The organism is Methylobacterium sp. J-092 (assembly GCF_022829325.1).
GTDB lineage: Bacteria > Pseudomonadota > Alphaproteobacteria > Rhizobiales > Beijerinckiaceae > Methylobacterium.
In genome coordinates this window covers 71,153-97,543 of record NZ_JAKSXU010000070.1, presented here as the reverse complement: position 1 = coordinate 97,543, position 26,391 = coordinate 71,153, and the positions used below count along the sequence as shown (strand labels likewise).

Genomic DNA, 26,391 nt, shown 5'->3' with positions numbered 1-26,391 from the left:
CCGCCAAGCAGGCCCGGCGCTCGCCGGACATTTGCCCGCCCGATCCACGAGCCCGGAGTTACGGATGCCCAAGATCACCTACGTCGATCATGCCGGAACGGCGAGGACCGTCGAGGGCAGCGTCGGCGCCACCGTCATGGAGACGGCGTTGCGCAACAACGTGCCGGGGATCGACGCGGAGTGCGGCGGCGCCTGCGCCTGCGCCACCTGCCACGTCTACGTGGCCGACGATTGGGCCGAGGCGGTCGGGCCGGCCGAGGACATGGAGCAGGACATGCTCGATTTCGCTTCCGACGTGAAGGCGACGTCCCGGCTCTCGTGCCAGATCCGCATCAAGCCCGAGTTCGACGGGCTCACGGTGACGACGCCGGCCCGCCAGGGCTGAGCGATCGGGTTCAACGCAGCAGCGCCCGCATCGCCCCGTCGAGGCCTTCCAGCGTCAGCGGGAACATGCGGTCGGAGAACAGCCGCCGCATCATCGCGATCGATTGCGTGTAGCCCCATTGCGGCGCCGGCACCGGGTTGAGCCACACCGCCTTCGGGAAGTGCGCGAGCACCCGTTGCACCCAGGCCGCGCCGGGCTCCTCGTTCCAGTGCTCCACCGATCCGCCGGGCGCCGCGATCTCGTAGGGGCTCATCGAGGCGTCGCCGACGAACACCACCCGGTAGTCCGACGGATAGGTGCGGATCACGTCGACGAGCGGCGTCGCCGCGTCGTGGCGGCGGCGGTTCTCGGTCCACACCGCCTCGTAGGGGCAGTTGTGGAAGTAGAAGTGCGCGAAGTGCTTGAACTCCGAGCGCGCGGCCGAGAACAGCTCCTCGACCTGCTCGACGTGCCAATCCATCGAGCCCCCGACGTCGAGAAACAGCAGCACCTTCACCGCGTTGCGCCGCTCCGGCCGCAGGCGCACGTCGATGTAGCCCTGGCGGGCGCTCTCGCGGATCGTGCCGTCGAGGTCGAGCTCGTCGGCCGCCCCGGTGCGGGCGAAGCGGCGCAGCCGCCGCAGGGCCAGCCGCATCGTGCGGGTCCCGAGCTCGACGGTGTCGTCGAGATCCTTGAACTCGCGCTTGTCCCAGACCTTCACCGCGCGGAAGTTGCGGTTGCCGTCCTGGCCGATGCGGATGCCCTCCGGGTTGTAGCCGTAGGCGCCGAAGGGCGAGGTGCCGCCGGTGCCGATCCACTTGGAGCCGCCCTGGTGGCGCTCCTTCTGCTCGGCGAGCCGCTGCTTCAGGGTCTCGAACAGCTTGTCCCAGCCGAGCGCCTTCATCTCCGCCTTCTCGGCATCGGTGAGGTACTTTTCGGCTAGCTTGCGCAGCCATTCCTCCGGAATCGCGGTGGGCGCCACAGCCTCGCCGACGGTTTCCAGGCCCTTGAAGACCGACCCGAACACCCGGTCGAACCGGTCGAGATGGCCCTCGTCCTTCACCAGGGCCGTACGGGCGAGAAAGTAGAACTCCTCGACCCGCTTCTCGGCGAGGTCGCGCTCGAGCGCGCCCAGCAGGACCAGGTACTCGCGCAGGGAGACGGGGACGCGCGCCTCGCGCAGCGCTGTGAAGAACTGAAGCAGCATCGCTCGATAACGCGCCGCGGCGGGCATCGGGTCAAGCGCCGGTCGCGATCACCTGAAGGGCGGTGCGGCGGGACGATGGGCTCCGGCAGGCCAGGATTCCTGGGTACAAGTCCTCATTCCTGTTAATATCCCGTCGAGTCGGGCTCGCACGGTCACGCAAACAGTCATCGGAATCGATCATCTCGGATGCATCGAGTCCAGCCGGGCGTGGCGAGAGTCAACATGCCCGGAATCAGGAGGTCTGCGATGGCAGTCATCCTACGCAACATGTCCGAATTCAAGCGGTTTCTCGGGAAGCCGGGCGCGATGATTCAGGTCGTTCGCAACACCTTCATGGATCGCCAGCCCGAGGCGGCCCGCGCGGCCTACCGCGACAAGGGCATGTACCTGCCGCGCACGGTCCAGGCGATCTCGCGAAAGGCGGCGGTGTTCGCGCTGAAGGGGCATCCGGGAACGGTCTGGCTGTACTGGGACAAGGGCGCCCGCGGCTGGCGCTTCAACGGCGACACGGTGACGGTGCCGCTCTCGATGGGGCTCGGACCGCCCGACGAGATCGTCTACCGCTGCAGCTTCGCAGAGGGGCTCGAGCCGGCCCGCGCGGTCCGGGCGGCCAAGCCGGAGGCGCGCGACTGGCACGGCGAGGCGATGCCGAACCTGATCTGACCGCAGGCGCGCGGCGTCCGCGCCCGGCTCAGGCGCGCCGCACCACCGGAGCGGGCTCGTCCTTGGGAGGCGCCTCGCGCGGCGCCTCGTGCGCCTTGCCGACGGTGCGTCGCGCCCGGAAGACCGGGCGCGTATCGGTCTCCTTGCGCTTGAGCATCGCGCGGTACTCGTCGCGGCGCTCGTGGATCGAGGCGATGACGAGGCCCATCGGCACGCCGACATCCACCAACACCGCCTCCGACAGCTGAAGCGAGGCCTCGATCGTCTCCGGCACCGCGTCGTCGACGCCGAGCTCGTAGAGCGCGGTCGCGTGCTTGGCGTCGCGGGCGCGCGCGACGATGGTCAGGTCCGCCCGCTCGGCGCGGGCGGCCATCACCACCGCCTCGACCGCGTGCGGGTTGTCGAGAGTCACCACCAGCGCCCGCGCGGTGGCGATGTCGCAGCGGCGCAGCAGCTCGGTGTTCGAGGAATCGCCGAAATAGACCGGCTTGCCGAGCCGGCGCTGCTCGGCGACGCGGGCGGCGTCCGCGTCGAGGGCGAGGTAGGGGATCTTGTGGCGGGCCAGCATCTCGCCGACCTGCCGACCGACCCGGCCGTAGCCGGCGACGATGACCCGGTCCTGCTGCTTGTCCGGCGGCGGGTCGGCCCGCACCCGCCCGGCCTGGTTCTTCGAGGCGCGCTTCCCGATCCGCCGGCCGAGCGCCGCGAGGCCCGGGATCATGATCATTGTCACGGTGGTGACGATCAGCGCCGCGCCCCCGACCGGCTCCGGCACCAGTCCGCCGGCCATTGCCCCGCCGATCAGCACGAAGGCGAACTCGCCGCCCGGCCCGAGCAGCATCGCGGTCTCCAGGGCGACGGCGCGGGAGAGCTTCAGCGCGGGCGCCGCCATCACCACGACCGCCGCCTTGATGAACAGCAGCGCGAAGGCGAGCCCGAGGATCGCGCCGGGCGCCGCCAGCAGCTGCGCGGGATCGAGGTTCATCCCCACGGAGACGAAGAACACCCCGAGCAGGAGCCCCTTGAACGGATCGATCGTGGCCTCGATCGCCCGGCGGTACTCGGTCTCGGCGAGCAGCAGCCCGGCGACGAAGGCGCCCAGCGTCATCGACAGGCCCGAGGCGGCCGCCGTCAGGGCGGTCGCGACGATGACGAGCAGGCAGGCCGCCATGAACAGCTCGGCCGACTTCGTGCGCGCCACGAGGTGGAACAGCGGCCGAAGCGCGAGGCGGCCGGCGACCACGATCAGCACCAGGGCGATCGCCGCCTGGGCCAGAGCCAGAGCCAGCGCGCCGCCCATGTCGGCGCCGTCGCTGCGGCCCGACACCGCGATCGCGAACAGGACCGGCGCCACGGCAAGGTCCTGGAACAGCAGCACCGCGAAGCTCGCGCGCCCGGCCGGCGTGTTGAGCCGCCGCTGCTCGGCCAGCACCGGCAGAACCACGGCGGTGGAGGACAGCGCCAGCGCGATGCCGACGATCACCGCGCCCGCCAGCGGGACCTTCAGCCCGAACAGGATCGACCCGATCACCAGGGCCGAGCAGATCACCTGGATCGAGCCGAGGCCGAAGACCAGGCGCCGCAGCGTGCGCAGCCGCTCCCAGGACAGCTCGACGCCGATCATGAACATCAGGAAGATCACGCCGAACTCGGCGAGATGCGCGATCTCGGTGCGGTTGCCGATCGTGAACAGCGAGACCCAGTGGAACTGGTCGGCGAAACGGCCGAGCCCGAACGGCCCGAGGAGCGCGCCGGCCCCGATGAAGCCCAGCACCGGGCTGATGCGCAGCCGATGGAACAGCGGCACCACCACGCCCGCGGTGACGAGGAACAGGATCGCTTCCTTGTAGGAGCCGGCATGGACGTCGGGCATCGGCGGTCGGTTCGAACCTCTTGGTCGGGTGGCGCTGCTTTGGGTCGCCGCGATCATGCGAGGTGGGCGCCGCGCGAGCAACCTCCAAACGCCGCCGCGGCGCGATTGGACGGCCGCCCCGCCCAAATTCGCGACTTCGAAGTGAGGCATTTGCGCCACCCCGGATGCGGTTCCGGTGGATGGCCGCCATGCGGCCCAAATTCGGCACAATGCCCGCTTAGCGAAAACGATTAACGAACGGTTACGCTCAACCGCGCGTCGCATACGATCCGAGCTTAGAGAGCCCCATGCGAAAGATGCCCCCGAGCCGGGAGGTCCAGCGCGAGCGCCGTGCCTGGGCCATCGAGTCCGACAGGTGGACGCACGAGCGCCATGTCGAGAAGGGCTATCGCATCAAGTGGGGCTACGTCGCGATCGCCTATCTCGTCGAGTTCATGGTCATCGGCGCCTCGCTCTGGGGCGCCTGGCTGTTCGCGGCGGTCTACAGCGACGGCGACAACCACGCCTTCTACTTCATGCTGCTGGCGCCGCTGGTCTACGCCGCGGTCGAGCTGTGCCGCGTGCCGCTCGGCATCCTGGCGCGGACGCAGCGCTCGTACTTCATTCGCGCGCTCGCGGTCGTCGGCATCATCTTCGCCGCCGGCGTGACGACGAAGTCGGTCTCGCAGCTCGGCGAGATGATGTTCCATCCCCGCCTGATGGAGGCCTCCAAGACCAAGACCGCGCTCAAGGACGCGCAGGCCGACCGGAGCACCATCGACAACCGCATCGCCTCGGCCGACGCCCGGGTCGCGCAGTACACGACCGAGCTCGACCAGATCGAGAAGCGCGCCGCCGACAACGCGGCGCAGCTCTCGGCGCTGCCGGCGCAGCGCTGCGAGAAGGTGTTCGGCACCAACAGCCGCGGCGTGCGCTACCAGAACCTGAAATGCGTCACCGACCCGCGCACCGCCACGCTCTCGTCGAGCGTCGCCAAGGCCTCGGCCGATCGCGGCGTGCTGACCAAAGACCTGGAAGAGGCGCGCAAGGCCCGTGCGCAGCTCGACCGCGGCGCCGCCGAGCGCAAGGTCGCAGACGCCGAGCAGGCCTACCGCAACGCCGTGAACCGCTCGCAGCTGCACTCCTTCACGGCGATGGTCTACGGCGTCGACCCGATCGACGTGTCCGAGCAGCAGGTGCACGCCTTCCTGCGCATCTTCGTGTTCCTGCCGGCCCTCTGCGCCGCCTTCGCCTCGACGATCCTGGCGCTCTGCGCTGTCTCGGTGCGCAAGACCTTCATGGACGAGGACGACCTCGGCGCCGCCGTGAACCCGGAGGCGACGCCCTACATGCTGGAATCGATCACCGAGGCGCTGAAGCAGAACCTCGAGCCGGTGCTGCCGCGGCAGAACCGTGAGGCGGCGACGGGCGCGGTGATCCCGATCAACCGCCCGGCCACGGGGATCGCCCCGGGGATCGCGGCCGCGAACCAGCCGAACCTTCCGGCCGCCAGCGCGGGAGCGGGCGCATGAGCTACGTCGCGCAGGGGTCGCCGGAGAACATCGCGCTCGCGCAGCAGGTCAACGGCCGGCTGCGGGCGGAATCCCGCATCGTCTTCGCCCGCGCCTTCCTGTTCCGGGCGGCCGGCGCGGGGATCTTCACCGCGCTGGCCGGCATCGGCATCGGCGCGGCGGCCTACGGCTGGGCCACGATGAACCAGTTCGACACCGCCGCCGAGAAGATCGCCGCCGCGATGCAGGCGGCGCTCTCCGACGTCACGCTCAAGACCAAGGGCGAGGTGACGCTGACCGACAACGTGCTGAAGCTCGAAGGCGGGCTGCCGAAGGCCGCCGGCGCCCCGACGCCGACGAAGGCGCAGCTCGGGGCCGACGCGGCGCCGGCTTCGAAGGCGATCGTCAACACCACCTTCACCGTGTTCAAGCAGGTGCCCTATCTCGACGGGCAGATCGTGACCGGCTGGAACTTCAAGGACAGCGCCGACCAGCCCTACCAGCAGTACTGCTACTTCTCCCGGCGGTCCAACGAGTCGAAGGGCCAGGTGGAGATCAAGATCGATCTCGCGATGGACGGTAAAACCCTGCCGCAACCGCAAAAATCGGACGTGAATCTTGCGATCCTCGCCTCGAACTGCGTCTGGCACGATGGCAAGTCGCTGTAACGCAGGCCGACACGACGCCATCGCACGAAAAAACGGGTCCGAGGAAACGCTTCCCTAACCGCTCGCGCGCCAGGATGCGTCTGCACGAACGTGCGTGCAGACGTGATCCGAGTACCGCCGATGGACGACCTTCTGCGCGAGTTTCTGACTGAGAGCGGCGAGCATCTCGACACCGTCGACACGGAACTCGTCCGGTTCGAGCAGGATCCGAACAACGAGACGATCCTCCGGAATATCTTCCGCCTCGTGCACACCATCAAGGGAACCTGCGGCTTCCTCGGCCTGCCGCGGCTGGAAGCGCTGGCGCATGCCGCCGAGACCCTGATGGGTCGCTTCCGCGACGGTCTCGCGGTGACCAGCCCGGCCGTCAGCCTGATCCTCGCGACGCTCGATCGCCTGAAGCTCATCCTCGCCGACCTCGAAGCCACCGGGACCGAGCCCGCGGGCAGCGACGCAGACCTGATCGAGGCGCTGGAGCGCATGTCGCTCGGCACGCCCGAGGCCGCCGCAGCTCCCGAGCCCAAGATCGCCGAGGCCAAGCTCCCGGAGCTTAAGATTCCGGAGCCGAAGCTGCCCGAGATCGTCGTGCGCGAGAGCAAGCCCGGCGAGGTCTCGCTCGAGGACCTCGAAGCCGCGTTCCTCGCGGCCCCCGGCCCCGACGATGCCCCCTCCGCCTGGATGCCCGAGCCGGCGCCGATCGCTCAGGCACCGGTCGCCCCGGCTCCGATCGCACAGGCGCCGGCGGCCCCCGTGCAGGAAGCTCCGGCCCCGGTCGCGAAGGCCCCGGTGTCGGGCGATGCGCCGGCCGAGGCCCCCGAGGGCGGCCTGGCCAAGATGCAGACCATCCGGGTGAACGTCGACACCCTCGAGCACCTGATGACGATGGTGTCCGAGCTGGTGCTGACCCGCAACCAGCTCCTCGAGATCGCGCGCAAGCACGAGGATTCGAGCTACAAGGTTCCGCTGCAGCGGCTCTCCCACGTCACGGCCGAGCTGCAGGAAGGCGTCATGAAGACGCGCATGCAGCCGATCGGCAACGCCTGGCAGAAGCTGCCGCGGGTGGTGCGCGACCTGTCGAGCGAGCTCGGCAAGCAGATCGACCTGGTGATGCTCGGCGCCGAGACCGAGCTCGACCGGCAGGTCCTCGAGGTCATCAAGGACCCGCTGACCCACATGGTCCGGAACTCGGCCGACCACGGCCTCGAATCGACCATGCAGCGGATCTCGGCCGGCAAGCCGGCCCGCGGCTCGATCCGCCTCTCGGCCTACCACGAGGGCGGGACCATCACGATCGAGATCGCCGACGACGGCAAGGGCCTCGATCTCGTCGCGATCCGGAAGAAGGCCGTGGAGCGCGGGATCGCGACCCAGGCCGACGTCGAGCGCATGACCGACGCGCAGGTCGCCAAGTTCATCTTCGACGCCGGGTTCTCCACCGCGGCCGCCGTCACCTCCGTGTCCGGCCGCGGCGTCGGCATGGACGTGGTGAAGACCAACATCGAGACCATCGGCGGCGTGATCGACATCGCCACGCAGAAGGGCGTCGGCACCACCTTCACCATCAAGATCCCGCTGACGCTGGCGATCGTCGCCGCCCTCATCGTCCGGGCCGGCGAGAGCCGCTTCGCGGTGCCGCAGCTCGCGGTGCTCGAGCTGGTGCGGGTCGACGCCACCGCGCCGCAGCGGATCGAGCGCATCAACGATGCGCCGGTGCTGCGCCTGCGCGAGCGGCTGCTGCCGATCGTGACCCTCAAGGGCCTTCTCGGCCAGGACGACACCGGGACCGAGACCGGCTTCGTGGTGGTGGCCCAGGTCGGGCGCCAGCGCTTCGGCATCCTCGTCGACGAAGTCTTCCACACGGAGGAGATCGTCGTGAAGCCGATGTCCTCGAAGCTGCGCCACATCCCGCTGTTCGCCGGCAACACCATCCTCGGCGACGGCGCCGTGGTGCTGATCGTCGACCCGAACGGCATCGCGCGGCAGGTCAGCCAGGGCGCGCAGGGCGGCGGCCCGATCGAGGCCGAGGCCGAGGCCGAGGCGGCCGAGCTCGGCGACCCGAAGACCACGCTCCTCGTGTTCAAGGGCGGCGCCGGCAGCTTCAAGGCGGTTCCGCTGTCGCTCGTCACGCGTCTGGAGGAGATCGACGCCGGCAAGGTCGAATGGCTCGGCGGCCGTCCGCTGATCCAGTATCGCGGCCGGCTGATGCCGCTGGTCCCGGCCGACGAGGCCATCGCGATCCGCACCGAGGGGACGCAGGCGCTGGTGGTGTTCTCCGACGGCGACCGAGCGATGGGCCTCGTGGTCGACGAGATCGTCGACATCGTCGAGGAGCGCCTCGACATCGAGATCGCGGCCGAGCGTTCGGACCTGATCGGGTCGGCGGTGCTGCGCGGCCGCGCCACCGACATCATCAACATCGCCCACTTCCTGCCGCTGGCCTACGACGACTGGGCGCGCGGCGCGAAGGCGGCCTCGGCGAAGACCGCCACGCTGCTGCTGGTAGACGATTCGGCTTTCTTCCGCGACATGCTCAGCCCGGTGCTGAAGGCCGCCGGCTACCGCGTCGTCACGGCGCCCGGTGCCGAGGAGGCGCTCGCCATCCTCCAGGCGGATGCGCGGATCAGCGTCGTGGTGACCGACCTGGAGATGCCGGGCCGCAGCGGCTTCGATTTCGTCGGCGCGATGCGGGCGGGCGACCCGCGGGTCGCCGGCCTGCCCGTGATCGGCCTCACCGGCACCATCGGGGCCGATGCGGTCGAGCGGGCCCGCACCCTCGCAATCAGCGACCTCGTGGCGAAGTTCGACCGCAGCGGCCTCGTCGCGGCGCTCGCCGAGCTCGATGCCGCGCCAAACGCGGCGCTCCGCGCCCACGCCGCCTGAGACCGGCCCGTCCCGACGGTGCCGCGCCGATCCCGGCGCGAACCGACCATCCTGGTTTGACGGCGCCGCGACGCCGGGGAGACACCACCATGCAGGCTGCCAACAGCAACGCCACGGAGGCGGGAACGACCCAGGACTTCGTGACCGTCTTCGTCGGCGACACGATGTTCGGGCTCGCCATCGACCGGGTGCACGACGTGTTCATCCCGGCCGGCGTCACGCCGGTGCCGTTGAGCCCGCCCGAGATCGTCGGCCTGCTGAACCTGCGCGGACGCGTCGTCACCGCGATCTGCCTGCGCCGCCGGCTCGGCCTTCCGGCAGCCGAAGGTGCGGCGCGCATGGCGATCGGCCTGGAGCAGGGCGGCGAGACCTTCGCCCTCGTGGTCGACGGCGTCGGCGAGGTGCTGAAGCTCGGCGTCGAGACGCACGAGCCGGTGCCGATCAACCTGGATGCCCGCTGGCGCGACCTCGCCCTCGGCGTCCATCGCCTCGACGGCCGGCTGCTCGTCATCCTCGACGTCAACGCGCTGCTGGTCTTCGCGTCCGAACGCGCCGGCGCGACCGCAGCGTGACGTCGCCGACAGCAAAGAGCCGAGAGGGCAAGACGCCGTGACCATCGCTTCAGCCGAAACCCGCACCTGCCTCGTGGTCGACGATTCCGCCGTGATCCGGAAGGTGGCGCGGCGGATCATCGAGACGCTCGGCTTCGACGTCTCGGAAGCCGAGGACGGCAGCGACGCCCTGCTGCGCTGCGCCGAGGCGATGCCCCAGGTCATCCTGCTCGACTGGAACATGCCGAACATGGACGGCTACGCCTTCCTCCAGGCCCTGCGCCAGCGGCCCGACGGCAACGGCCCGAAGATCCTGTTCTGCACGACCGAGAACGACGTCGGCGCCATCGCCCGGGCCCTCCGGGCGGGCGCGGACGAGTACATCATGAAGCCGTTCGACCGCGACATCCTGACGGCCAAGCTCGAGCAGGTCGGCGTCGTCCCGGCCGCGGCCTGACGCAGGCCCGATCCGGCTGCCCGCGTCGGCTCGGTCGAGCCGGCTGGACCGCGACGTCGAACGACCCCCACTCCCCCATCGTCATTGGGATGCCGAACCCATGCTGGCCGCCAACCCGAGCCTCGCGCCCAAGCCGTGGGCGACCGCGTCCGTGCCGATCAAGGTGCTGATCGCCGACGACTCGGCTGTGGTGCGCGGGCTCGTCGCGCGCTGGATCGGCGAGGCCGGCTTCACCGTCGTCGGCACCGCCTCGAACGGCCGCATCGCCGTGGAGATGATGACGCGGCACGATCCGGACGTGGTGCTGCTCGACATCGACATGCCCGAGCTCGACGGCACCGAGGCGCTGCCGCGCATGCTCGCGGCCAGCCCGACCGTGCAGGTCGTGATGATGTCGACGCTGACGACGCGCAACGCCGACATCTCGCTCAGGTGCCTCGCCCTCGGCGCGGTCGATTATCTCGCCAAGCCCGAGAGCAACCGCGGCGTCACCACCTCCGACGCCTTCCGCGCCGACCTCGTGGAGCGGGTGCGGCTGTTCGGCGCCGCCCGCGCCCGCCGCCGCGGCCCGGCGCCGGCCCCGATCGCGCCCGGCGCCGCCCCCTCGCCGATGCCGGCCCCGGCGGCGCCGCGCCCGAGCGCCCCGGTCACCCTGCGCCCGAAGGCCCGCACCGGCCTGGCGCCCCGCGTCCTTCTCGTCGGCGCCTCGACCGGCGGCCCCCGGGCGGTCGGCGAGATGCTCGAGAAGATCGGCACGGCGACGCTGCGCCGGCTGCCGATCCTGATCGTCCAGCACATGCCGCCGATCTTCACCGCGGTCTTCGCCGAGCACCTCGCCACCCGCACCGGACTCGTCGCGGCCGAGGGCAAGGCCGACGAACGGCTCGAGCCCGGGCGGATCTACGTCGCGCCGGGCGGGCGCCACATGGGCCTGACGGGGGGGGCCGGCCGAGAGCCGGTGATCCGCCTCGACGACGGACCGCCGGTGAACTTCTGCCGGCCGGCCGTCGACGTCCTGTTCAAGGACGCCGCCGCGCTGTTCGGGGGCGCAACCCTCTCCGTCGTGCTCACCGGCATGGGCTCGGACGGCACCCACGGCGCCCGCGCGCTGTGCGAGGCCGGCGGCGCCGTGCTCGCACAGGACGAGGCGACGAGCACCGTCTGGGGCATGCCCGGCAGCATCGCCAAGGCGGGGCTGGCCCAGGCCATCCTGCCGCTTCCCGAGATCGGCCCTGCGCTGCGCGCCATGATCACGGGACAGGCGGCATGACCGAGCTCGAATTCGATTTCCTGCGCGCCTATCTCAAGCAGCGCTCCGGCCTCGCGCTCACCCCCGAGAAGCGCTACCTTGTCGAGAGCCGGCTCACCCCCGTCTGCCGCCGCTTCGGCCTCGCCACGCTGCGCGACCTCGTCGGCACCTTGAAGATCTCGCGCGATTCGTCGATCGAGAAGGCGGTCGTCGAAGCGATGACCACCAACGAGACCTTCTTCTTCCGCGATCGGACGCCGTTCGATCTGTTCCGCGACGTGCTGCTGCCTCAGGCGATGGCGCGCCGTGCCGGCCAGCGCCGGCTGCGCATCTGGTGCGCGGCGGCCTCGACCGGCCAGGAGCCGTATTCGCTCGCGATCCTGCTGCAGGAAGCTGGCGCCAAGCTTGCCGGCTGGCAGGTCGAGATCGTCGCGACGGACCTCTCCACCGAGGTGATCGAGAAGGGCAAGCTCGGGCTCTACAGCCATTTCGAGGTGCAGCGCGGGCTGCCCGTCCAGTGGCTGCTGAAGTACTTCACCCAGATCGGCGAGCAGTGGCAGATCGCCCCGGCCCTGCGCGCGATGATCGATTACCGGCCGCTCAACCTGCTCAACGGCTTCGACGCGCTCGGCTCCTTTGACGTGATCTACTGCCGCAATGTGCTGATCTACTTCGATACGCCGACCAAGGCCGACATCCTCGGGCGGCTCGCCGAACGGCTTGCACCCGAAGGCGCGCTTCTTCTCGGCGCGGCCGAGACGGTGATCGGCCTGACCGACCGGCTGAGCCCGAACCCGCAGCATCGCGGCCTCTACGGCGTGGCGCAACCGGTCCTGCGCGCGGCGCCTCCGCTCCCCGCCGCGTTCCCGCAATTGCGGGTCGCCGCCCGCTGACTCGGGCGAGCATCACAGTACGAATTACGCTGCGGGAAGAGGGGGGAACGGCCGCTGGGCGCTGCTGGAAACATACCGAAACATTAAGGCGAACAGATCCTTAACCGCGGCGTGGGCACTTTGCACACGGACCCGCGGCCGGGCGTTTCCGGCAGCTTCACGGGAAAGCCGCCCATGAGTTCGATCTCCAGCACCACCGCCTCGCAGATCCAGGCGCCGCAGCGCCCGGCGCACGCCCACAAGAACCGGGTCGCCTCCGAGATCGACAGCGAGGCCTCGGCCGGCACCATTTCCGCGACCGACGCCACCGCGCTCACCAGCGCCCTCGACTCGATCGACGCCAGCCTCAAGTCCGGCGAAACCGCGAACGGTGCCGCGTCGGCATCGTCGAGCACCTCCGCCGCGTCGCGGCTCGACCCGTCCCAGATCAAGAGCCGCATCGACGGCCTGATCGCCGACCAGGTCACCAACGGAACGCTGACCAGCGACCAGGCGGCGACGTTGACGTCGCTGTTCGCCAAGGGAGGCGCGAAGGGCGAGGCAAAGGATGGCGGGGTCGGCGGTGCGGGCGGCCCGCCCCCGGGACCGCCCTTCGGCGCGGCGCCGGACGGCAACGACCTGTCCGATGCGTCGAGCGCGGATCCCGACGCCTCGGCCTCAGGCAGCACCAGCACCGCGTCGACGAGCGATCTGCTGGCGAGCTTCATCAAGCAGCTCCAATCGACGCAGGCGAGCGCGACCGGCTACGCGTCGAGCGGGACTTCCAGCACGAGCAGCAACGCCTCGGCCCTCGTGTTCGACTTCCGCAGCTGAGCCGCATCGGCGCGCGCGGTGTCGCCATCCTCGGGGCGAGCGAGCCGGCACCGCGTCCTCGCCCGGCACATCGTCCGTCCCCGGCGATGCCGCGAGACAACCGCCGGCCTCAGCGGGTAGGACGCGGTCTCGACGCGAAGCGAGCAGGAGACATTCGATGACGGCAAGGCCGAAGGTCGCGTTCATCGGCACCGGCGGGACGATCTCGTCGCTCGGTCGCGATTCCCTCGACATCCTCGACTACACCGCGACCGGGAACCGCCTGGAGGCGCAGGCGATCCTCGATGCCGTGCCGGAGGTGCGCGCGGTCGCCGAGATGGTGCCGGTCGCCTTCCGCGCCGTGCCGAGCCCGGCGATCGGCTTCGCGGAATGGCGCGACCTGGCGACGACCTGCGAACGCCTCGTCGCGGAGCATCGCGACCTCGCCGGCATCGTCATCGGGCACGGCACCGCCACCCTCGAGGAGACCGCCTACGCCCTGAGCCTGACGCTCACCGTCGACGTCCCGGTGGTGCTCGTCGGGTCGCAGCGGCCGATGAGCGCCCTGTCGAGCGATGCCGGGCTCAACCTCGTCGCGGCGATCCGCACGGCGGCGTCGGCGCAGTCCCGCGGGCGCGGCGTCCTCGTCGTCCTCAACGACGAGATCCAGGCGGCGCGCGAGGTGACCAAGACCTCGGTCGCCCGGCTCCAGACCTTCCGGACGCCGGATTTCGGGGTGCTCGGCCACGTCGACGGCGCCTCGGTGCAGTACTACCGGCGCTCGGAGCGGAGCCACGCTCCGGGAACGCCCTTCGACATCCGCGCGCTCGAAGAGCTGCCGCGGGTCGACGTGTCCTACGGCTATGCCGACGCGGACGGCACGGCGGTGCGGGCCTTCCTCGCCGCCGGAGCGCGGGGCATCGTCTCGGCGGGGCTGGCGCCGGGCATGACGCCGCCGCGCGAAGCCGACGCCCTCGAGCAGGCCGCCGCCGCCGGCATCGTCGTGGTGCAGTCGACCCGGGCGGGCAGCGGCGTCGTCCCGCTCACCACCCGCCTGAGGGAGCGCGGCATCCTCAGCGCCGACAACCTGACGCCGCAGAAGGCCCGCATCCTGCTCGCGCTCGCCCTGACGGTGACGCGCGAGCCCGCGGAGATCGAGCGGATGTTCGCTTCCTACTGAGACGCGTCGGGACGGGCCGAACCCGATTTCGGCCTCCGCCATCGACAAGGATCGGAGGGTGGAGCAAGACGGTGCCATGGCAATGGCGGCATCATCCATCGTCTCCCTCCCCGGGCCGGAACGCGAGCGCATCGCCGCGTACCTGGCCGAGATCGCTTGCGCCGCCGGCGAGATCCTGCTCGGCCACCACGGCAACGACTGCCCGCACGTGCTCAAGGTGGACGGCTCGCCCTCGAGCCATGCCGACCTCGAGGCCGAGCAGCTGATCCTGGCCAAGCTCCTGGAACGGTTCCCGGCGATCCCGGTGGTGGCCGAGGAGACCTGCCACGACGTGCCGCCCGCCGACCGGTTCTTCCTGGTCGACCCCCTAGACGGCACCCGCGACTTCCTCGCCGGCAGCCCGGAATTCGCCGTGTGCATCGCCCTGATCGAGGGCAACCGCCCGGTCGCCGCGGCGCTGGCCGCGCCGGGCGTCGGCCGCGTCTGGCACGCGGGTGTCGCCGCGCACGAGGCGCCGATCGAGGCCGGCCGCCCCGGGCCCTCTCGCGCCGTCCGAACCCGGCCCGAGCCGCGGGACGGGCTGACCGCGCTCGGCAGCCGGCGCCACGGCGATTCCGAGACCGAGGCCTGCCTCAACGCGCTCGGCGTGACATCGCGCCGCGCGGCCGGCTCGGCCCTCAAGTTCGCGCTGATCGCCTCGGGCGAGGCCGACCTTTACGTCCGCTGCGGACCGACCATGGAATGGGACACCGCGGCCGGCGACCACATCCTGACCTCCGCCGGCGGCCGTGTCGTCACCCCCACCGGCCGGCCGATCATCTACGGCCGGCACGCGATGGCCTATCGCAACGGCCCGTTCGCGGCGATGGGCGATCCGGCGCTCGCCGCCCGGGTCGCGCTTCCCGATCGCGGGCCGATCCTGCGGCCGCGGGAGGGCGCGGCGGTGACGCGGCTCACTCCCGTCCTCCGTCCGTGAGTGGCTGCAGGCTCGGCCAGGACGCCTCCGCCCGCTCCGCGAGCGTGGGGTCCGCCAGCACCCGGTCCCGTCGCTCGGCGTTGCGGAACAGGTAGAGGCGCTCCTCGATCACCGCGAAGACCAGCGGATCGGCGTCGACCAGCCGTCCGTCGAGGATGCCGACGACGTCGTATCCGCCCAGCCGCGGCGTGTAGACCGTAGGGTCGCGCAGGTAGGCGGCGCGGTTGGCGGCACCGGCGAAGCGCCAGGTCCTGCCGCCGCCGGAAGCCTCGAACGCGGACGAGCCCGCCCGCGGGCCCTTCGGCAGGAAGTAGCTCACCGGGTCGAAGCCCGAGAGCGCGAGCGGGCCGGCGACGGGCGTCTGTCCGATCGCCGGCTCCGCGAGGCCTGCCAGGACGAGGATGGCGCAGTCACGCCGCGTTAACCACATCGTGTCCACCTGTCCCTCAGCTCGCGCCCGGATCGACCGCCGTGCGCTCCGGCGGCAGGTCTGCCGCATGTCCTTGGGGGCGGACGCAAGGCATCGTCCAGGTGCGCATCCAAGTCCAGGCGCGCGATCGCGTCCCATGACGGCGCCGCCTTCAGCGGATCGAGGAGGAACCATGACCACACCCGATTCCCCCCGCACGGCCACCCTGCGGCAGGACGCGCCGACACGCCGCCGCGCCCTGGCCGGCCTGAGCTCGGCCGGGCTCCTCGCCGCGTCGACGGCCGCGTTCGGCGTTTCCGCGAGCGTGCCGGCCTCCGCCCGCGGCGTCGAGGATCCCGGCGCGCCGGAGACCTTCCGGCCACGCGAGATCGTCGATTCCGGCCACAAGTTCTTCGGCAGCGTCTCGCGCGGGCTGGCGCTCACGGTGCAGGAGGCGACCAAGCGCTGGGGCGAGCCCAACGGCTACATCCTCGGCCAGGAAGCCTCCGGCGCCATCGTCGGCGGCGTCCGGTACGGCGAGGGCACGCTCTACACCCGCAATGCGGGCCAGCGCCGGATCTACTGGCAGGGCCCGACCCTCGGCTTCGACATCGGCGGCGACGGCGACCGCACCATGATGCTGGTCTACAATCTGCCGGCGGTAAATGGGATCTACCGCCGCTTCGGCGGGGTCGACGGCTCGGCCTACTTCGTCGGCGGCTTCGGCATGACGGCGGTGACCAACGACGGCATCGTCGTGGTTCCGATCCGGACCGGCGTCGGCGCCCGCCTCGGCATCAACGTCGGCTATCTGAAGTTCACCGGCACGCCGACCTGGAACCCGTTCTGACGCGACCGAATCTCGACTTCGCGCCCGCGCGCAAAACCGGTTAGACTGCGCGTCAGCTTCGGCCGGGCATGCTCGGCTCACGGGCACGGCATCCGGGTTCAGCCCCGGTGTCCGGGCTCGTTCTGCGTGTGGTCGCATCGTCGCACGAGCGGGCAGGGTCCGGTCTTGCGGCGGCGCTCAAGGGATCGAGTTCGCCCGCGTGATCGAAACCGTGATGGTCTTCGCCCTCGGCTTCCTGGTGGCGATCCTGTGCGCGCTGCTAGCGCTGCCCGCCGTGAACGCGCGCGCCGCCCGCCTGGCGCGGCGCCGGACGGAGGCGCAGCTGCCGCTGTCCGTCGGAGAGATCGCCGCCGAGAAGGATTTTCTGCGCGCCGAGTTCGCGGTGCGGCAGCGGCGGATGGAGCGTGCCGTCGAGGACGCGCGCAGCAAGCGCCAGGCCGACATGGCGGCCCTCGGCAACCGCACCATGGAGGCGGCCGCCCTCGCGCGCGACGTCGCCGCGCGCGACGCCGAGATCGCCGAGGCGCTGGCGCTTCGCGGTCGTCTCGAGAACGAGCTTTCGACCGCGCAGGCCGACGGCTCGTCGAGCCTCGCGACCCTGCTCGCCCTGGAAGAGGCGCATGCCGACCTCCTGGACAGCCTGCTCGCCGCGCGGAACGCCCTCGGCACGGTCGAGGACGTCCCATCCGATGCCGGCGCGGCGGAGAGCGAGGGCAGCGTGCGCGAAAAGCTCGCGGCCACCGAGGCGGCGCTCGCCAAGGCCGTGTCCGACCGCGGGGAGGCGGTCGAGCGTGAGAATGCGGACCTTCGCCGGCGCATCACCGAGGTGGCCGACACCCTGACGCAGCGCGAGCGCCTTCCGCCGGTCGCGGCCTACGCGATGCGTGCCTCCTCGCACTGAGCGGCCGTCGAGCCACCAAAATCCTAGGGTTGCGGTTGCGAAACCGCGCCGCGATGCCTTGTTTCCACCACGCGATGGCATCATCGCACCGCCATCCCCCCTCTCGATCCGACAGATGGAACGACGCCCCATGGCCTTGAAGCTCATGTCCCTCGCCCTCGCGCTCGGCCTGGCCGTGTCGTTCTCCGCGCCGGCCTCGGCGGCGCCCGAGACCAAGCGCGGCAACGAGACCCTGAAGAAGTACTGCACCGGCGATTACCTGAACTATTGCGGCAACCTCGCCCCCGAGGACCCGAAGCTCGATGCTTGCTTCGAGAAGAACTGGAAGTCGCTGTCCGAGAATTGCCGCCGGGCGATCGACGCCTACGAGGCGACCAACGGCGACAAGAAGGGCTGAACCGCCCGCTCGACCGAGCCGGTTCGGAGCGAGGCTGTGGCGCGCGAACGCTCGCCTCGCGTTCCGGCAACGGCTAAGGTGCGATCCTCCCTCGGGAGGACCGCCCCAGAAGTGCCCGCCGGACCCTCCGCGATGCCGCCCACCCGCGTCCTGACGTTGACCCTCGCCACAGGCCTCGCCGCGCTCGCGCTGGCAGGGTGCGGCCGCCGCGGAGCCCTCGAGCCGCCGGGCGCCTCGGCGACGACGCCGCAACGGAGTGCGGCCCAAGGCACCCCCACGGCGACGGCCGGACCCCGGACCCTTCCGCAGAGCACCGGCCTCGGCGGCGGCACGCCGGAGCCCGATCCGTCCGCGGTCCGCGACGGCGACGATCTGCCGCCCTCCGCGCTCGCCCCGGCCTCCGGCACGGAGGCGCCGGTCGAGACCGGCCGCGGGGCCAAGCGCGGCTATCGCATCCCGAAGGATCCCTTCATCCTCGATCCGCTGCTGTAGCGCGCCGCTCTCGCGCCGGACCGAACGGCGCCCTCGTCTTCCACCCTGCTCTCCCGCCCCGGGGGAGGCTTCCCCGCGGACGGGATCTCGAGCCGAACGGCGGATCTCGACGCTTCCCGGACACGGCCGAACGATGCACCATTTCCAGGATCGCGACGGACGCCTGCACGCCGAGGACGTCGACCTGACGGCCCTGGCCGAGCGGGTCGGGACGCCGTTCTACTGCTACAGCACCGCCACCCTGGAGCGGCACTTCCGCGTCTTCGCCGAGGCGTTCTCGGGCGACGACGCGCTGGTCTGCTTCGCCATGAAGGCGAATTCCAACCAGGCCGTACTGGCGACGCTCGCCCGGCGGGGCGCCGGCATGGACATCGTCTCCGAGGGCGAGCTGCTCCGCGCGCTTCGGGCCGGGGTCGACGCGCAGAAGATCGTGTTCTCCGGCGTCGGCAAGACCCGCGACGAGATGGCGGCGGCGCTGAAGGCCGGGATCTACTGCTTCAACGTCGAGAGCGAGCCCGAGCTGCTGGCGCTCTCCGAGGTGGCGACCAGCCTCGGGATCGAGGCGCCGGTCTCGATCCGGGTCAATCCCGACATCGACGCGGGCGGCCACGCCAAGATCTCGACGGGCAAGTACGAGAACAAGTTCGGCATCCCGATCACGCGCGCGCCCGCCGTCTACGCTCTGGCGGCGACCCTTCCGGGCCTCGCGATCCACGGCGTCGACATGCATATCGGCAGCCAGATCACCGATCTCGCGCCGTTCGAGAATGCGGCGCGGCTGCTCGCCGGGCTGGCCGGCCGGTTGATCGCCGAGGGCCATCCGATCCGCCACATCGATTTCGGGGGCGGCCTCGGCATCCCCTATCGCGACGACAACGCAGCCCCGCCGGACCCGGCGGCGCTCGCCGCGACGATCCGCCCGCATTTCGCCCCGCTCGGCCTGCGGCCGGTCTTCGAGATCGGCCGGATGATCGCGGGCAATGCCGGCATCCTGGTCACCCGCGTGGTCTACGTGAAGGAAAGCGAGGGGCGCACCTTCGTCATCGTGGATGCCGCGATGAACGACCTGATCCGGCCGACCCTCTACGAGGCCTATCATGCCATCCGCCCGGTGGAGGCTCCGGCTGCCGACGCGCCGCGCGTGACGGCGGACGTGGTCGGACCGGTCTGCGAGACCGGCGACTACCTCGCCCTGCAGCGCGAGATGCCGCGGGTCGTCGCCGGCGACCTGATCGCGGTGATGACGGCGGGCGCCTACGGAGCGGTCCAGGCCGGCACCTACAACACCCGCCGCCTCGTGCCCGAGGTGCTGGTCAGCGGTTCGCAGGCGGCGATCGTGCGCCCGCGCCAGAGCTACGACGCGCTGATCGGCCTCGACCGGATGCCCGACTGGCTCGCCTGAGCGCCGGCCGTCGCGTCAGTGTCCCGGTGCTGCCATCGCACTGGGCTTGTCGTGGGTGCCGAGGCGTTCGACCAGGGTCGCGCTCGCGCGGTTGAGGCCGACGATCTCGACCGCCCGGCCGTGATGGCGGAACTTCAGCACCACCCGGTCGAGGGCATTGATCGCCGTGATGTCCCAGAAATGCGCCGCCGAAAGGTCGAGCACGATCCGCTCGGCGTCGTCGCGGAAATCGAACGCGCCGTGGAATGCCTCGGCCGTCGCGAAGAACAGCTGCCCGGTGACGACGTAGGTGCGGACCACGCCCTCCCGGCGGCTCTCGACGCGGAAGACGCGGGCGACCTTGCGCGCGAAGAACACGCCCGACAGCAGCACGCCGACGAGGACGCCGCGGGCGAGGTCGTGGGTCGCCACCACCACCCCGACGGTGGCGAGCATCACCACGCTGGACGAGCCCGGGTGCCGGGCGAGGTCGCGGATCGAGCGCCAGGAGAAGGTCTGGATCGAGACGAAGATCATCACCGCGACCAGCGCCGCCATCGGGATCTGCCGGACGTAGGCGCCGAGCGCGACGATCAGGAACAGCAGGAAGCCGCCCGCCCACAGGCACGACAGGCGACCGCGGGCGCCGGAGGTGACGTTGATCACCGTCTGCCCGATCATGGCGCAGCCGGCCATGCCGCCGAAGAAGCCCGAGACGATGTTGGCGGTGCCCTGGCCGAGGCATTCCCGGCTCTTGTCGCTGCCGGTATCGGTCATCTCGTCGACGATCGCCGCCGTCATCAGCGATTCGAGCAGGCCGACCATGGCGACCGTGGCGGCGTAGGGCAGGATGATCCGCAAGGTCTCGAAGCCCAGCGGGACCTGCGGCGGCAGGAACGAGGGCAGGCTGCTCGGCAGCGCGCCCATGTCGCCGACCGTGCGGATCCGCAGCGCCAGCGCGATCGCGGCGATCGTCAGGACGACGATGCAGACGAGCGGGGAGGGCACCACCCTGGTGAGGCGCGGAAGGCCGTAGATGATCGCCAGCCCGATCGCGACCATCGCGTAGACGGTCGGACCGCGCCCGATCAGCTCGGGCATCTGAGCGAGGAAGATCAGGATCGCGAGGGCATTGACGAAGCCGGTGATCACCGAGCGCGAGACGAAGCGCATCAGGTCGCCCAGCCGCAGCAGGCCGGCGCCGATCTGGATCAGGCCGGCGAGGATCGAGGCGGCCAGCAGGTATTGCAGGCCGTGCTCGCGCACCAGCCCCGCCATCACCAGGGCGGTGGCGCCGGTGGCGGCCGAGATCATCGCCGGCCGTCCGCCGACGATCGCGGTGGTCGCCGCGATGCAGAACGAGGCGTAGAGCCCGACCTGCGGATCGACGCCGGCGATGAGCGAGAAGGCGATCGCCTCCGGAATGAGCGCGAGCGCGACGACGGTCCCGGCGAGGAGCTCGCGCGGCACGTGCGGGGCCCATTCGGCCCGCAAGGTTTGAAAGGTCATGCAAAGGATCCGGCCCGCGCCCGCGGAAGGCGGCGTGCGGGCTCATGAGAGACGGGATTTCGACGGGAGACGGTTCGGCGGCCCAAGCGCGATGCCCTGAGGAAACGGGGACCGCAGGGCGTCGCGCGCGCTACGGCGGCGTCATCGATGACGGGCGAACGTCTGCCGGAACCATGAGACCCTGTTAGACAGCGGCACCCGGCCACGCAACCCGCCGCCCGCTCATGCCGGTGCCGCAGCGACGGCGCGCAGATCCGCGACCAGCTCGGCGACGCGCTCACGCTTCGCGTCCCAGGCGAACATGAACCGGGCTCCACCACCAATGAAGGTGTAGAAGCGCCAGCCCCTGCCGCGCAGGCGTTCCATCGTGTCCGCCGGCATCGCCAGGAACACGGCGTTGGCCTGGACCGGGAACATCGGCGCGATGCCGGGCATGTCCGCGACCGCCGCCGCGAAGTCCTGTGCGCAGGCGTTGCCGTGCGCGGCGTTTCTCAGCCACGCCCCGCTCTCCAGCATCCCGACCCAGGGGGCCGAGAGGAAGCGCATCTTCGAGGCGAGCTGCCCCGCCTGCTTGCAACGATAGCCGAAATCCTCGGCCAGTGCGGCGTCGAAGAACACCACCGCCTCGCCGGCATGCATGCCGTTCTTGGTGCCGCCGAAGCAGAGCACGTCGACGCCCGACCGCCACGTCATGTCCGCCGCGCTGCATCCGAGATGGGCGCAGGCGTTGGCGAAGCGGGCCCCGTCCATGTGCAGCGACAGGCCGAGGTCGCGGCAGGTCGCCGAGATCGCCCGCAACTCGGCGAGGGTGTAGACCTGCCCCGTCTCGGTCGGCTGCGTCACCGTCACCACGCGGACCTTCGGGAAGTGGATGTCCTTGCGGTTGGTGGCGAGCGCCCGGATCGCGTCCGGGGTCAGCTTGCCGCTCTCGGTGCGGACCGTGAGCAGCTTCGAGCCGTTCGAGAAGAACTCCGGCGCGCCGCACTCGTCGGTCTCCACGTGGGCGGCGTCGGCACAGATCACGCTGTGGTAGGAGCGGCAGAGCGCGGCCAGCGCCAGCGCGTTGGCGGCCGTGCCGTTGAAGGCGAAGAACACCTCGCAGTGGCTCTCGAACAGGGTGCGGAAGGCGTTCGCCGCGCGTGCCGTCCAGGCATCCTCGCCGTAGGCCGGCGCATGCCCGGCATTGGCGGCCGCCATCGCCGCCCAGGCTTCCGGGCAGATGCCGGAATAGTTGTCGCTGGCGAATTGCTGCGCGTCGTCGGTCATCGCTGTCTCTCACCCGTCATGAGCGTCCCTTCGCCAGCCCTGCCGGGACGAGTCCGGCCTGGGATGTCATACCCGACTTAGGACGGCATTGCAGGAGCCGGGCCGGATTGCTGCGCCCGGCATGCCCTGTGCGGGCGGACGACGGCCTTCCCCCTGCGTCCGCGCGGTCACACCGCACGCCGATCGACGTCGTGTCGCCAATCCGGTTGGAACTCGCGGGCGCTTGGTGTAAGAGCCTGCCCAAGGTGCAGATTTGGTGCCGAATCGAGACGGTCCGAACCGCGTCCCGCCCGGGCGATCCCCGGGTCCGGGACGCTGTCGGTTTCCCGCAACGCTCGCGGGCGTCACGCTGACCGCGCCGACCGTATGCCACGTTTAAACCGGTTCTAGAGGATCCACTCCGTTGCAGGTACTCGTTCGCGATAACAACGTCGATCAGGCGCTCCGCGTCCTCAAGAAGAAGATGCAGCGCGAAGGCATCTTCCGCGAGATGAAGCAGCGCAAGGCCTACGAGAAGCCGTCCGTGCGCAAGGCGCGCGAGAAGGCCGAGGCGGTCCGTCGCGCCCGCAAGCAGGCCCGCAAGACCGCGATCCGCGAGGGCCTGATCGCTGCTCCGAAGCCGAAGCCCCGTTTCGGCGCCGGCGCCCCCCGTCGTCCCGGCTTCCCGTCGATGACCCCGTCCGCTCCGGCCGGCGGCGCTCCGGCGGCTTCCGCCGCCGAGTAAGACGATCCGGGCCGCGAGGCCCGTCGATCGCGATCCTCGAAAAAGGCCCGGCCGCCCTTGCGGTCCGGGCTTTTTTCGTTCGTGAAAGGATCTCGGACGACGCCGCGTGCGCCGTCCTCGTATCGGACCGGAACGCGCTCAGGCGGCGCGGGCGGCTTCCGTCGCGTGCTCGGCCTGGACCAGCACGTCGAGGGCGCGCCACGGCTTCTGCATGAACACCGCCTGCGCCGGCATCCTCGCATCGCCGCCGGCATCGTAGCCCGAGGTCACCACCACCCGCACGTCCGGCCAGCGGCGCTCGACGGTGCGGGCGAGCGCGAGCCCATCCATGGCGCCCGGCAGGCGGATGTCGGCGAAGAGCAGCGCGACGGTGACGTCGTCGCGCTCCAGGATCGAGATCGCGGCCTCCGCGCTGTCGCAGGCGATCACCCCGAGGTCGGTCTCCTCGAGCACGGCGGCGGCGAGGTTGCGGACCGCGGCATCGTCCTCGACGACGAGGGCGACCGGACAGGGGGAGGGGGCGCGGTCCATGGGACCTCCTTCACGAGATGTTGCGGATGCGGGTTCGATGCCTGACCGGCGACGCGACCTCATGCGTGGGGCGCTGATTCCCGGATGAGCCATGCTGCGCCGTCCGAAGCCGGGTAACAAGAGTCCGAATTCGTCTCAAGCGCATGCCTGCGTTGCGACCGGTTTGGCGAGGATCCGTTCAGGTGCGCACAAACTCCGTGCATGCTGCAGTGCGTTAGCGAACTGTTCATCATCGACAACGAAATGTTACGGTTCGGCGACGGCGCGGCACCGGGCTTGCCCGAGGGCAGACTGGGTGAGGTTCGCGCCAGCGCGATCAGCAAGAGGTTGGCCCCAACCATGTGCCGCTTCCTGGCCTATAGCGGTGAGCCGGTTTTCCTGTCGGACCTCGTCTGCGCGCCGACGCACTCGCTCGTGCATCAATCGTTGCACGCCGAGCAGGGGAAGACCGAGACCAACGGCGACGGCTTCGGCCTCGGCTGGTACGGCGAACGACCGGAGCCGGGCGTCTATCGCGACATCTCGCCCGCCTGGTCGGACGAGAACCTCGTCAACCTGTGCGGGCAGGTCCGCGCGCGGACCTTCTTCGCACACGTGCGCGCCTCCACCGGGACGGCGACCGCGCGGACCAACTGCCACCCCTTCGTGAACGGCCGGCACCTGTTCATGCACAACGGTCAGATCGGCGGATACCTGCGGATCAAGCGACGCCTCGAGGCGCTGATCCCGGACGCCCTGTACGACGGGCGTCGCGGCAGCACCGACTCCGAGGCCCTTTTCCTGCTCGCCCTCTCCAACGGCCTTGCCGAGGACCCGATCGGCGCCATGGCCGAGACCTTGGCCACCGTGCGCGACCTGATGAAGGCGGCCGGCATCACCGAGCCGCTGCGCTTCACCGCGCTGCTGACCGACGGCGACCAGCTCATCGCCTATCGGTGGGCCTGCGATGCGCGGCCCCCGAGCCTGTACTATCGCCAGACCGAGGCCGGCCTGGTCGTGGTCTCCGAGCCGATCGACGGCGCCAAGGACGGCTGGCAGGTCGTGCCGAAGGGCGGCACGCTGCGCGCGCGCCGCGGGGGCCCCGTCACGGTGAAGGGCCCGGAGCCGGTCAAGCGCAGCATCGCCGCCTGAGCCGGACATCCCGGCCGGTTCGTTCCCGCCGGCGCCTTGCCCCCGGCGGCGTCGAGCGCGACATTGCCTCGGTCGCCGGCCCATCGCGGCCGGCCGGGCAGGGATCGCAGGGCCGACATGTATCCGGACGTGACGCTTCACATCGCCGGCGCCTGGGTCGCCGGCTCGGGCGGCGAGACGCTGCCGGTGCTCAACCCCGCCACCGGCGAGACGATCGGGCGATGCGCCGTCGCCACCCGGGACGACCTCGACCGGGCGCTCGAGGCCGCCGCGCGCGGCTTCGCGCAGTGGCGCAAGGTCTCGGCCTTCGATCGCGGCAAGGTGCTGCGCCGGGCCGCCGACCTGCTGCGGGAGCGCGCCGACGCCATCGCCCGGATCATGACGCTGGAGCAGGGCAAGCCCCTCGCCGAGGCGCGCATCGAGACGATGGCCGCGGCCGACGTCACCGACTGGTTCGCCGAGGAAGGCAAGCGCGCCTACGGCCGGGTGATTCCGCCCCGCGGCGACGGGGTGATGCAGTTCGTGGTGCGCGAGCCGGTCGGGCCGGTGGCCTGCTTCACCCCATGGAACTTCCCGATCAACCAGGCCGTCCGCAAGATCGCCGCCGCGCTCTGCACCGGCAACCCGGTGATCCTCAAGGGCCCCGAGGACACGCCGGCGAGCTGCGCCGAGCTGGTGCGCGCCTACCTCGATGCCGGCGTGCCGGGCGATTGCCTCGCGCTGGTCTACGGCGATCCGGCGACGATCTCGTCGTACCTGATCCCGCATCCGGTGATCCGGAAGATCTCGTTCACCGGCTCGACCGTGGTCGGCAAGCAGCTCGCGGCCCTGGCCGGCCAGCACATGAAGCGGGCGACGATGGAGCTCGGCGGCCACGCGCCGGCGATCGTCTTCGGCGATGCCGATGTCGAGAAGGCGGTGGCGGTTCTCGGCGCCAACAAGTTCCGCAACGCCGGCCAGGTCTGCGTCGCGCCGACCCGCTTCCTCGTCCACGATTCGGTGTTCGACCGCTTCGTCGACGGCTTCACCGACCTCGCCTCCAACCTGAAGGTCGGCGACGGCCTCGATCCCGAGACGAAGATGGGCCCGCTGATCCACGGGCGGCGCCTGGAGGCGATGGAAGCGCTGGTCGCCGATGCCAACGCGCAGGGCGCCACGCTGCGCACCGGCGGCAAGCGCATCGGCAACCGCGGCAACTTCTTCGAGCCGACGGTGCTGACCGACCTGCCGCTCACGTCCCGGATCATGAACGAGGAGCCGTTCGGCCCCGTCGCGGCGATCCAGCGCTTCTCCGACGACGCGGAAGCCTACGCGGAGGCCAACCGCTTGCCATACGGCTTGGCGGCCTACGCCTACACCCGCACGTCGGAGCGGGCGACGCGGGTGTCGAGCATGGTCGAGAGCGGCATGGTCTCGATCAACCACCACGGCATCGCCCTGCCGGAGACGCCCTTCGGCGGGGTGAAGGAGTCCGGCTACGGCAGCGAGGGCGGCTCCGAAGCGCTGGACGGCTACCTCGCCACCAAGTTCGTCACGCAGGCGAATTTCTAGGCCTCG

The 26,391-nt window shown here is 70.8% G+C and carries 26 protein-coding genes; 20 read left to right on the top strand and 6 right to left on the bottom strand.

Annotated features, from left to right (window positions below; all coding sequences use genetic code 11):
* Positions 1-64: 64 nt before the first annotated feature.
* A complete protein-coding gene (locus tag MKK60_RS07785) occupies positions 65-385 on the top strand; it encodes a 2Fe-2S iron-sulfur cluster-binding protein (RefSeq protein ID WP_147726980.1) in 321 nt (106 codons plus the stop codon).
* A 10-nt stretch (positions 386-395) separates the two neighbouring features.
* Here MKK60_RS07785 and MKK60_RS07780 read toward each other — a convergent pair whose 3' ends face one another.
* Entirely contained in the window at positions 396-1,571 is a 1,176-nt protein-coding gene (locus MKK60_RS07780; protein ID WP_147843333.1) for a vWA domain-containing protein, read from the bottom strand.
* A 246-nt stretch (positions 1,572-1,817) separates the two neighbouring features.
* Between MKK60_RS07780 and MKK60_RS07775 the strand changes: the two genes are divergently transcribed.
* On the top strand, positions 1,818-2,234 hold the full coding sequence (locus MKK60_RS07775; RefSeq protein ID WP_147726978.1) for a hypothetical protein: 417 nt from the start codon (positions 1,818-1,820) through the stop codon (positions 2,232-2,234).
* A 28-nt stretch (positions 2,235-2,262) separates the two neighbouring features.
* Here the strand turns inward: MKK60_RS07775 and MKK60_RS07770 are convergent, their stop codons facing one another.
* Entirely contained in the window at positions 2,263-4,107 is a 1,845-nt protein-coding gene (locus tag MKK60_RS07770; protein ID WP_147726977.1) for a cation:proton antiporter, read from the bottom strand.
* 287 nt (positions 4,108-4,394) lie between these two features.
* On the opposite strand from MKK60_RS07770, the gene MKK60_RS07765 reads away from it, so the two are divergent.
* The 10 genes from MKK60_RS07765 to MKK60_RS07720 all read left to right on the top strand — a co-directional run bounded on the left by MKK60_RS07765 (position 4,395) and on the right by MKK60_RS07720 (position 15,243).
* On the top strand, positions 4,395-5,618 hold the full coding sequence (locus MKK60_RS07765; protein ID WP_147726976.1) for an ATPase: 1,224 nt from the start codon (positions 4,395-4,397) through the stop codon (positions 5,616-5,618).
* A complete protein-coding gene (locus MKK60_RS07760; protein WP_147726975.1) occupies positions 5,615-6,265 on the top strand; it encodes a hypothetical protein in 651 nt (216 codons plus the stop codon). Before MKK60_RS07765 ends, MKK60_RS07760 begins: the two co-directional genes overlap by 4 nt.
* Positions 6,266-6,385: 120 nt before the next feature.
* On the top strand, positions 6,386-9,145 hold the full coding sequence (locus MKK60_RS07755; RefSeq protein ID WP_243984847.1) for a hybrid sensor histidine kinase/response regulator: 2,760 nt from the start codon (positions 6,386-6,388) through the stop codon (positions 9,143-9,145).
* 89 nt (positions 9,146-9,234) lie between these two features.
* Entirely contained in the window at positions 9,235-9,717 is a 483-nt protein-coding gene (locus MKK60_RS07750; protein ID WP_147726973.1) for a chemotaxis protein CheW, read from the top strand.
* Positions 9,718-9,760: 43 nt separating this feature from the next.
* Complete coding sequence (locus tag MKK60_RS07745; protein WP_243984953.1) at positions 9,761-10,153, top strand: response regulator; 393 nt, start codon at positions 9,761-9,763, stop codon at positions 10,151-10,153.
* A 100-nt stretch (positions 10,154-10,253) separates the two neighbouring features.
* Positions 10,254-11,423 (top strand): chemotaxis-specific protein-glutamate methyltransferase CheB, encoded by a 1,170-nt coding sequence (cheB, locus tag MKK60_RS07740; RefSeq protein WP_409567376.1) that lies wholly within the window; start codon positions 10,254-10,256, stop codon positions 11,421-11,423.
* Positions 11,420-12,295, top strand: coding sequence for a CheR family methyltransferase (locus MKK60_RS07735; RefSeq protein WP_243984845.1), 876 nt, complete (start codon positions 11,420-11,422; stop codon positions 12,293-12,295). Before cheB ends, MKK60_RS07735 begins: the two co-directional genes overlap by 4 nt.
* A 174-nt stretch (positions 12,296-12,469) precedes the next feature.
* On the top strand, positions 12,470-13,108 hold the full coding sequence (locus MKK60_RS07730; RefSeq protein WP_243984844.1) for a hypothetical protein: 639 nt from the start codon (positions 12,470-12,472) through the stop codon (positions 13,106-13,108).
* 157 nt (positions 13,109-13,265) lie between these two features.
* On the top strand, positions 13,266-14,267 hold the full coding sequence (locus MKK60_RS07725) for an asparaginase (RefSeq protein ID WP_243984842.1): 1,002 nt from the start codon (positions 13,266-13,268) through the stop codon (positions 14,265-14,267).
* 82 nt (positions 14,268-14,349) lie between these two features.
* Positions 14,350-15,243, top strand: a complete 894-nt coding sequence (locus MKK60_RS07720; protein ID WP_243984840.1) for a 3'(2'),5'-bisphosphate nucleotidase CysQ — start codon at positions 14,350-14,352, stop codon at positions 15,241-15,243.
* Here MKK60_RS07720 and MKK60_RS07715 read toward each other — a convergent pair.
* A complete protein-coding gene (locus MKK60_RS07715) occupies positions 15,221-15,673 on the bottom strand; it encodes a YHS domain-containing (seleno)protein (protein WP_243935531.1) in 453 nt (150 codons plus the stop codon). The genes MKK60_RS07720 and MKK60_RS07715 overlap by 23 nt on opposite strands.
* Positions 15,674-15,845: 172 nt before the next feature.
* Here MKK60_RS07715 and MKK60_RS07710 point away from each other — a divergent pair, with 172 nt between their 5' ends.
* The 5 genes from MKK60_RS07710 (at position 15,846) to lysA (ending at position 19,694) form a co-directional block, all read left to right on the top strand.
* A complete protein-coding gene (locus MKK60_RS07710; RefSeq protein ID WP_243984838.1) occupies positions 15,846-16,502 on the top strand; it encodes a DUF1134 domain-containing protein in 657 nt (218 codons plus the stop codon).
* 199 nt (positions 16,503-16,701) lie between these two features.
* The gene (locus tag MKK60_RS07705) at positions 16,702-17,403 is read left to right on the top strand and encodes a hypothetical protein (protein ID WP_243984835.1); all 702 of its coding nucleotides are present in this window, start codon (positions 16,702-16,704) and stop codon (positions 17,401-17,403) included.
* 130 nt (positions 17,404-17,533) lie between these two features.
* A complete protein-coding gene (locus MKK60_RS07700; RefSeq protein WP_147729929.1) occupies positions 17,534-17,800 on the top strand; it encodes a 3',5'-cyclic-nucleotide phosphodiesterase in 267 nt (88 codons plus the stop codon).
* Positions 17,801-17,932: 132 nt separating this feature from the next.
* Positions 17,933-18,292 carry an LPS translocon maturation chaperone LptM gene (gene lptM, locus MKK60_RS07695; RefSeq protein ID WP_243984833.1) on the top strand — a complete coding sequence of 120 codons (360 nt, stop codon included), beginning with the start codon at positions 17,933-17,935 and terminating at the stop codon, positions 18,290-18,292.
* A gap of 133 nt (positions 18,293-18,425) precedes the next feature.
* Positions 18,426-19,694: a diaminopimelate decarboxylase gene (lysA, locus tag MKK60_RS07690; protein WP_243984831.1), complete on the top strand. Its 1,269-nt coding sequence runs from the start codon at positions 18,426-18,428 to the stop codon at positions 19,692-19,694.
* A gap of 15 nt (positions 19,695-19,709) precedes the next feature.
* On the opposite strand, the gene MKK60_RS07685 is transcribed toward lysA, so the two are convergent.
* Together MKK60_RS07685 and MKK60_RS07680 are read right to left on the bottom strand one after the other, a co-directional pair.
* On the bottom strand, positions 19,710-21,182 hold the full coding sequence (locus MKK60_RS07685) for a SulP family inorganic anion transporter (protein WP_243984829.1): 1,473 nt from the start codon (positions 21,180-21,182) through the stop codon (positions 19,710-19,712).
* A 222-nt stretch (positions 21,183-21,404) separates the two neighbouring features.
* Positions 21,405-22,448 (bottom strand): threonine aldolase family protein, encoded by a 1,044-nt coding sequence (locus tag MKK60_RS07680; RefSeq protein WP_243984827.1) that lies wholly within the window; start codon positions 22,446-22,448, stop codon positions 21,405-21,407.
* A gap of 403 nt (positions 22,449-22,851) precedes the next feature.
* Between MKK60_RS07680 and rpsU the strand changes: the two genes are divergently transcribed.
* Entirely contained in the window at positions 22,852-23,172 is a 321-nt protein-coding gene (gene rpsU, locus MKK60_RS07675) for a 30S ribosomal protein S21 (protein ID WP_147725040.1), read from the top strand.
* A gap of 138 nt (positions 23,173-23,310) precedes the next feature.
* On the opposite strand, the gene MKK60_RS07670 is transcribed toward rpsU, so the two are convergent.
* Entirely contained in the window at positions 23,311-23,703 is a 393-nt protein-coding gene (locus MKK60_RS07670) for a response regulator (protein WP_147725038.1), read from the bottom strand.
* Positions 23,704-24,042: 339 nt separating this feature from the next.
* On the opposite strand from MKK60_RS07670, the gene MKK60_RS07665 reads away from it, so the two are divergent.
* Entirely contained in the window at positions 24,043-24,834 is a 792-nt protein-coding gene (locus MKK60_RS07665) for a class II glutamine amidotransferase (RefSeq protein WP_243984825.1), read from the top strand.
* A 117-nt stretch (positions 24,835-24,951) separates the two neighbouring features.
* On the top strand, positions 24,952-26,385 hold the full coding sequence (locus MKK60_RS07660) for an NAD-dependent succinate-semialdehyde dehydrogenase (protein ID WP_243984823.1): 1,434 nt from the start codon (positions 24,952-24,954) through the stop codon (positions 26,383-26,385).
* The last annotated feature ends 6 nt before the right edge of the window (positions 26,386-26,391 follow it).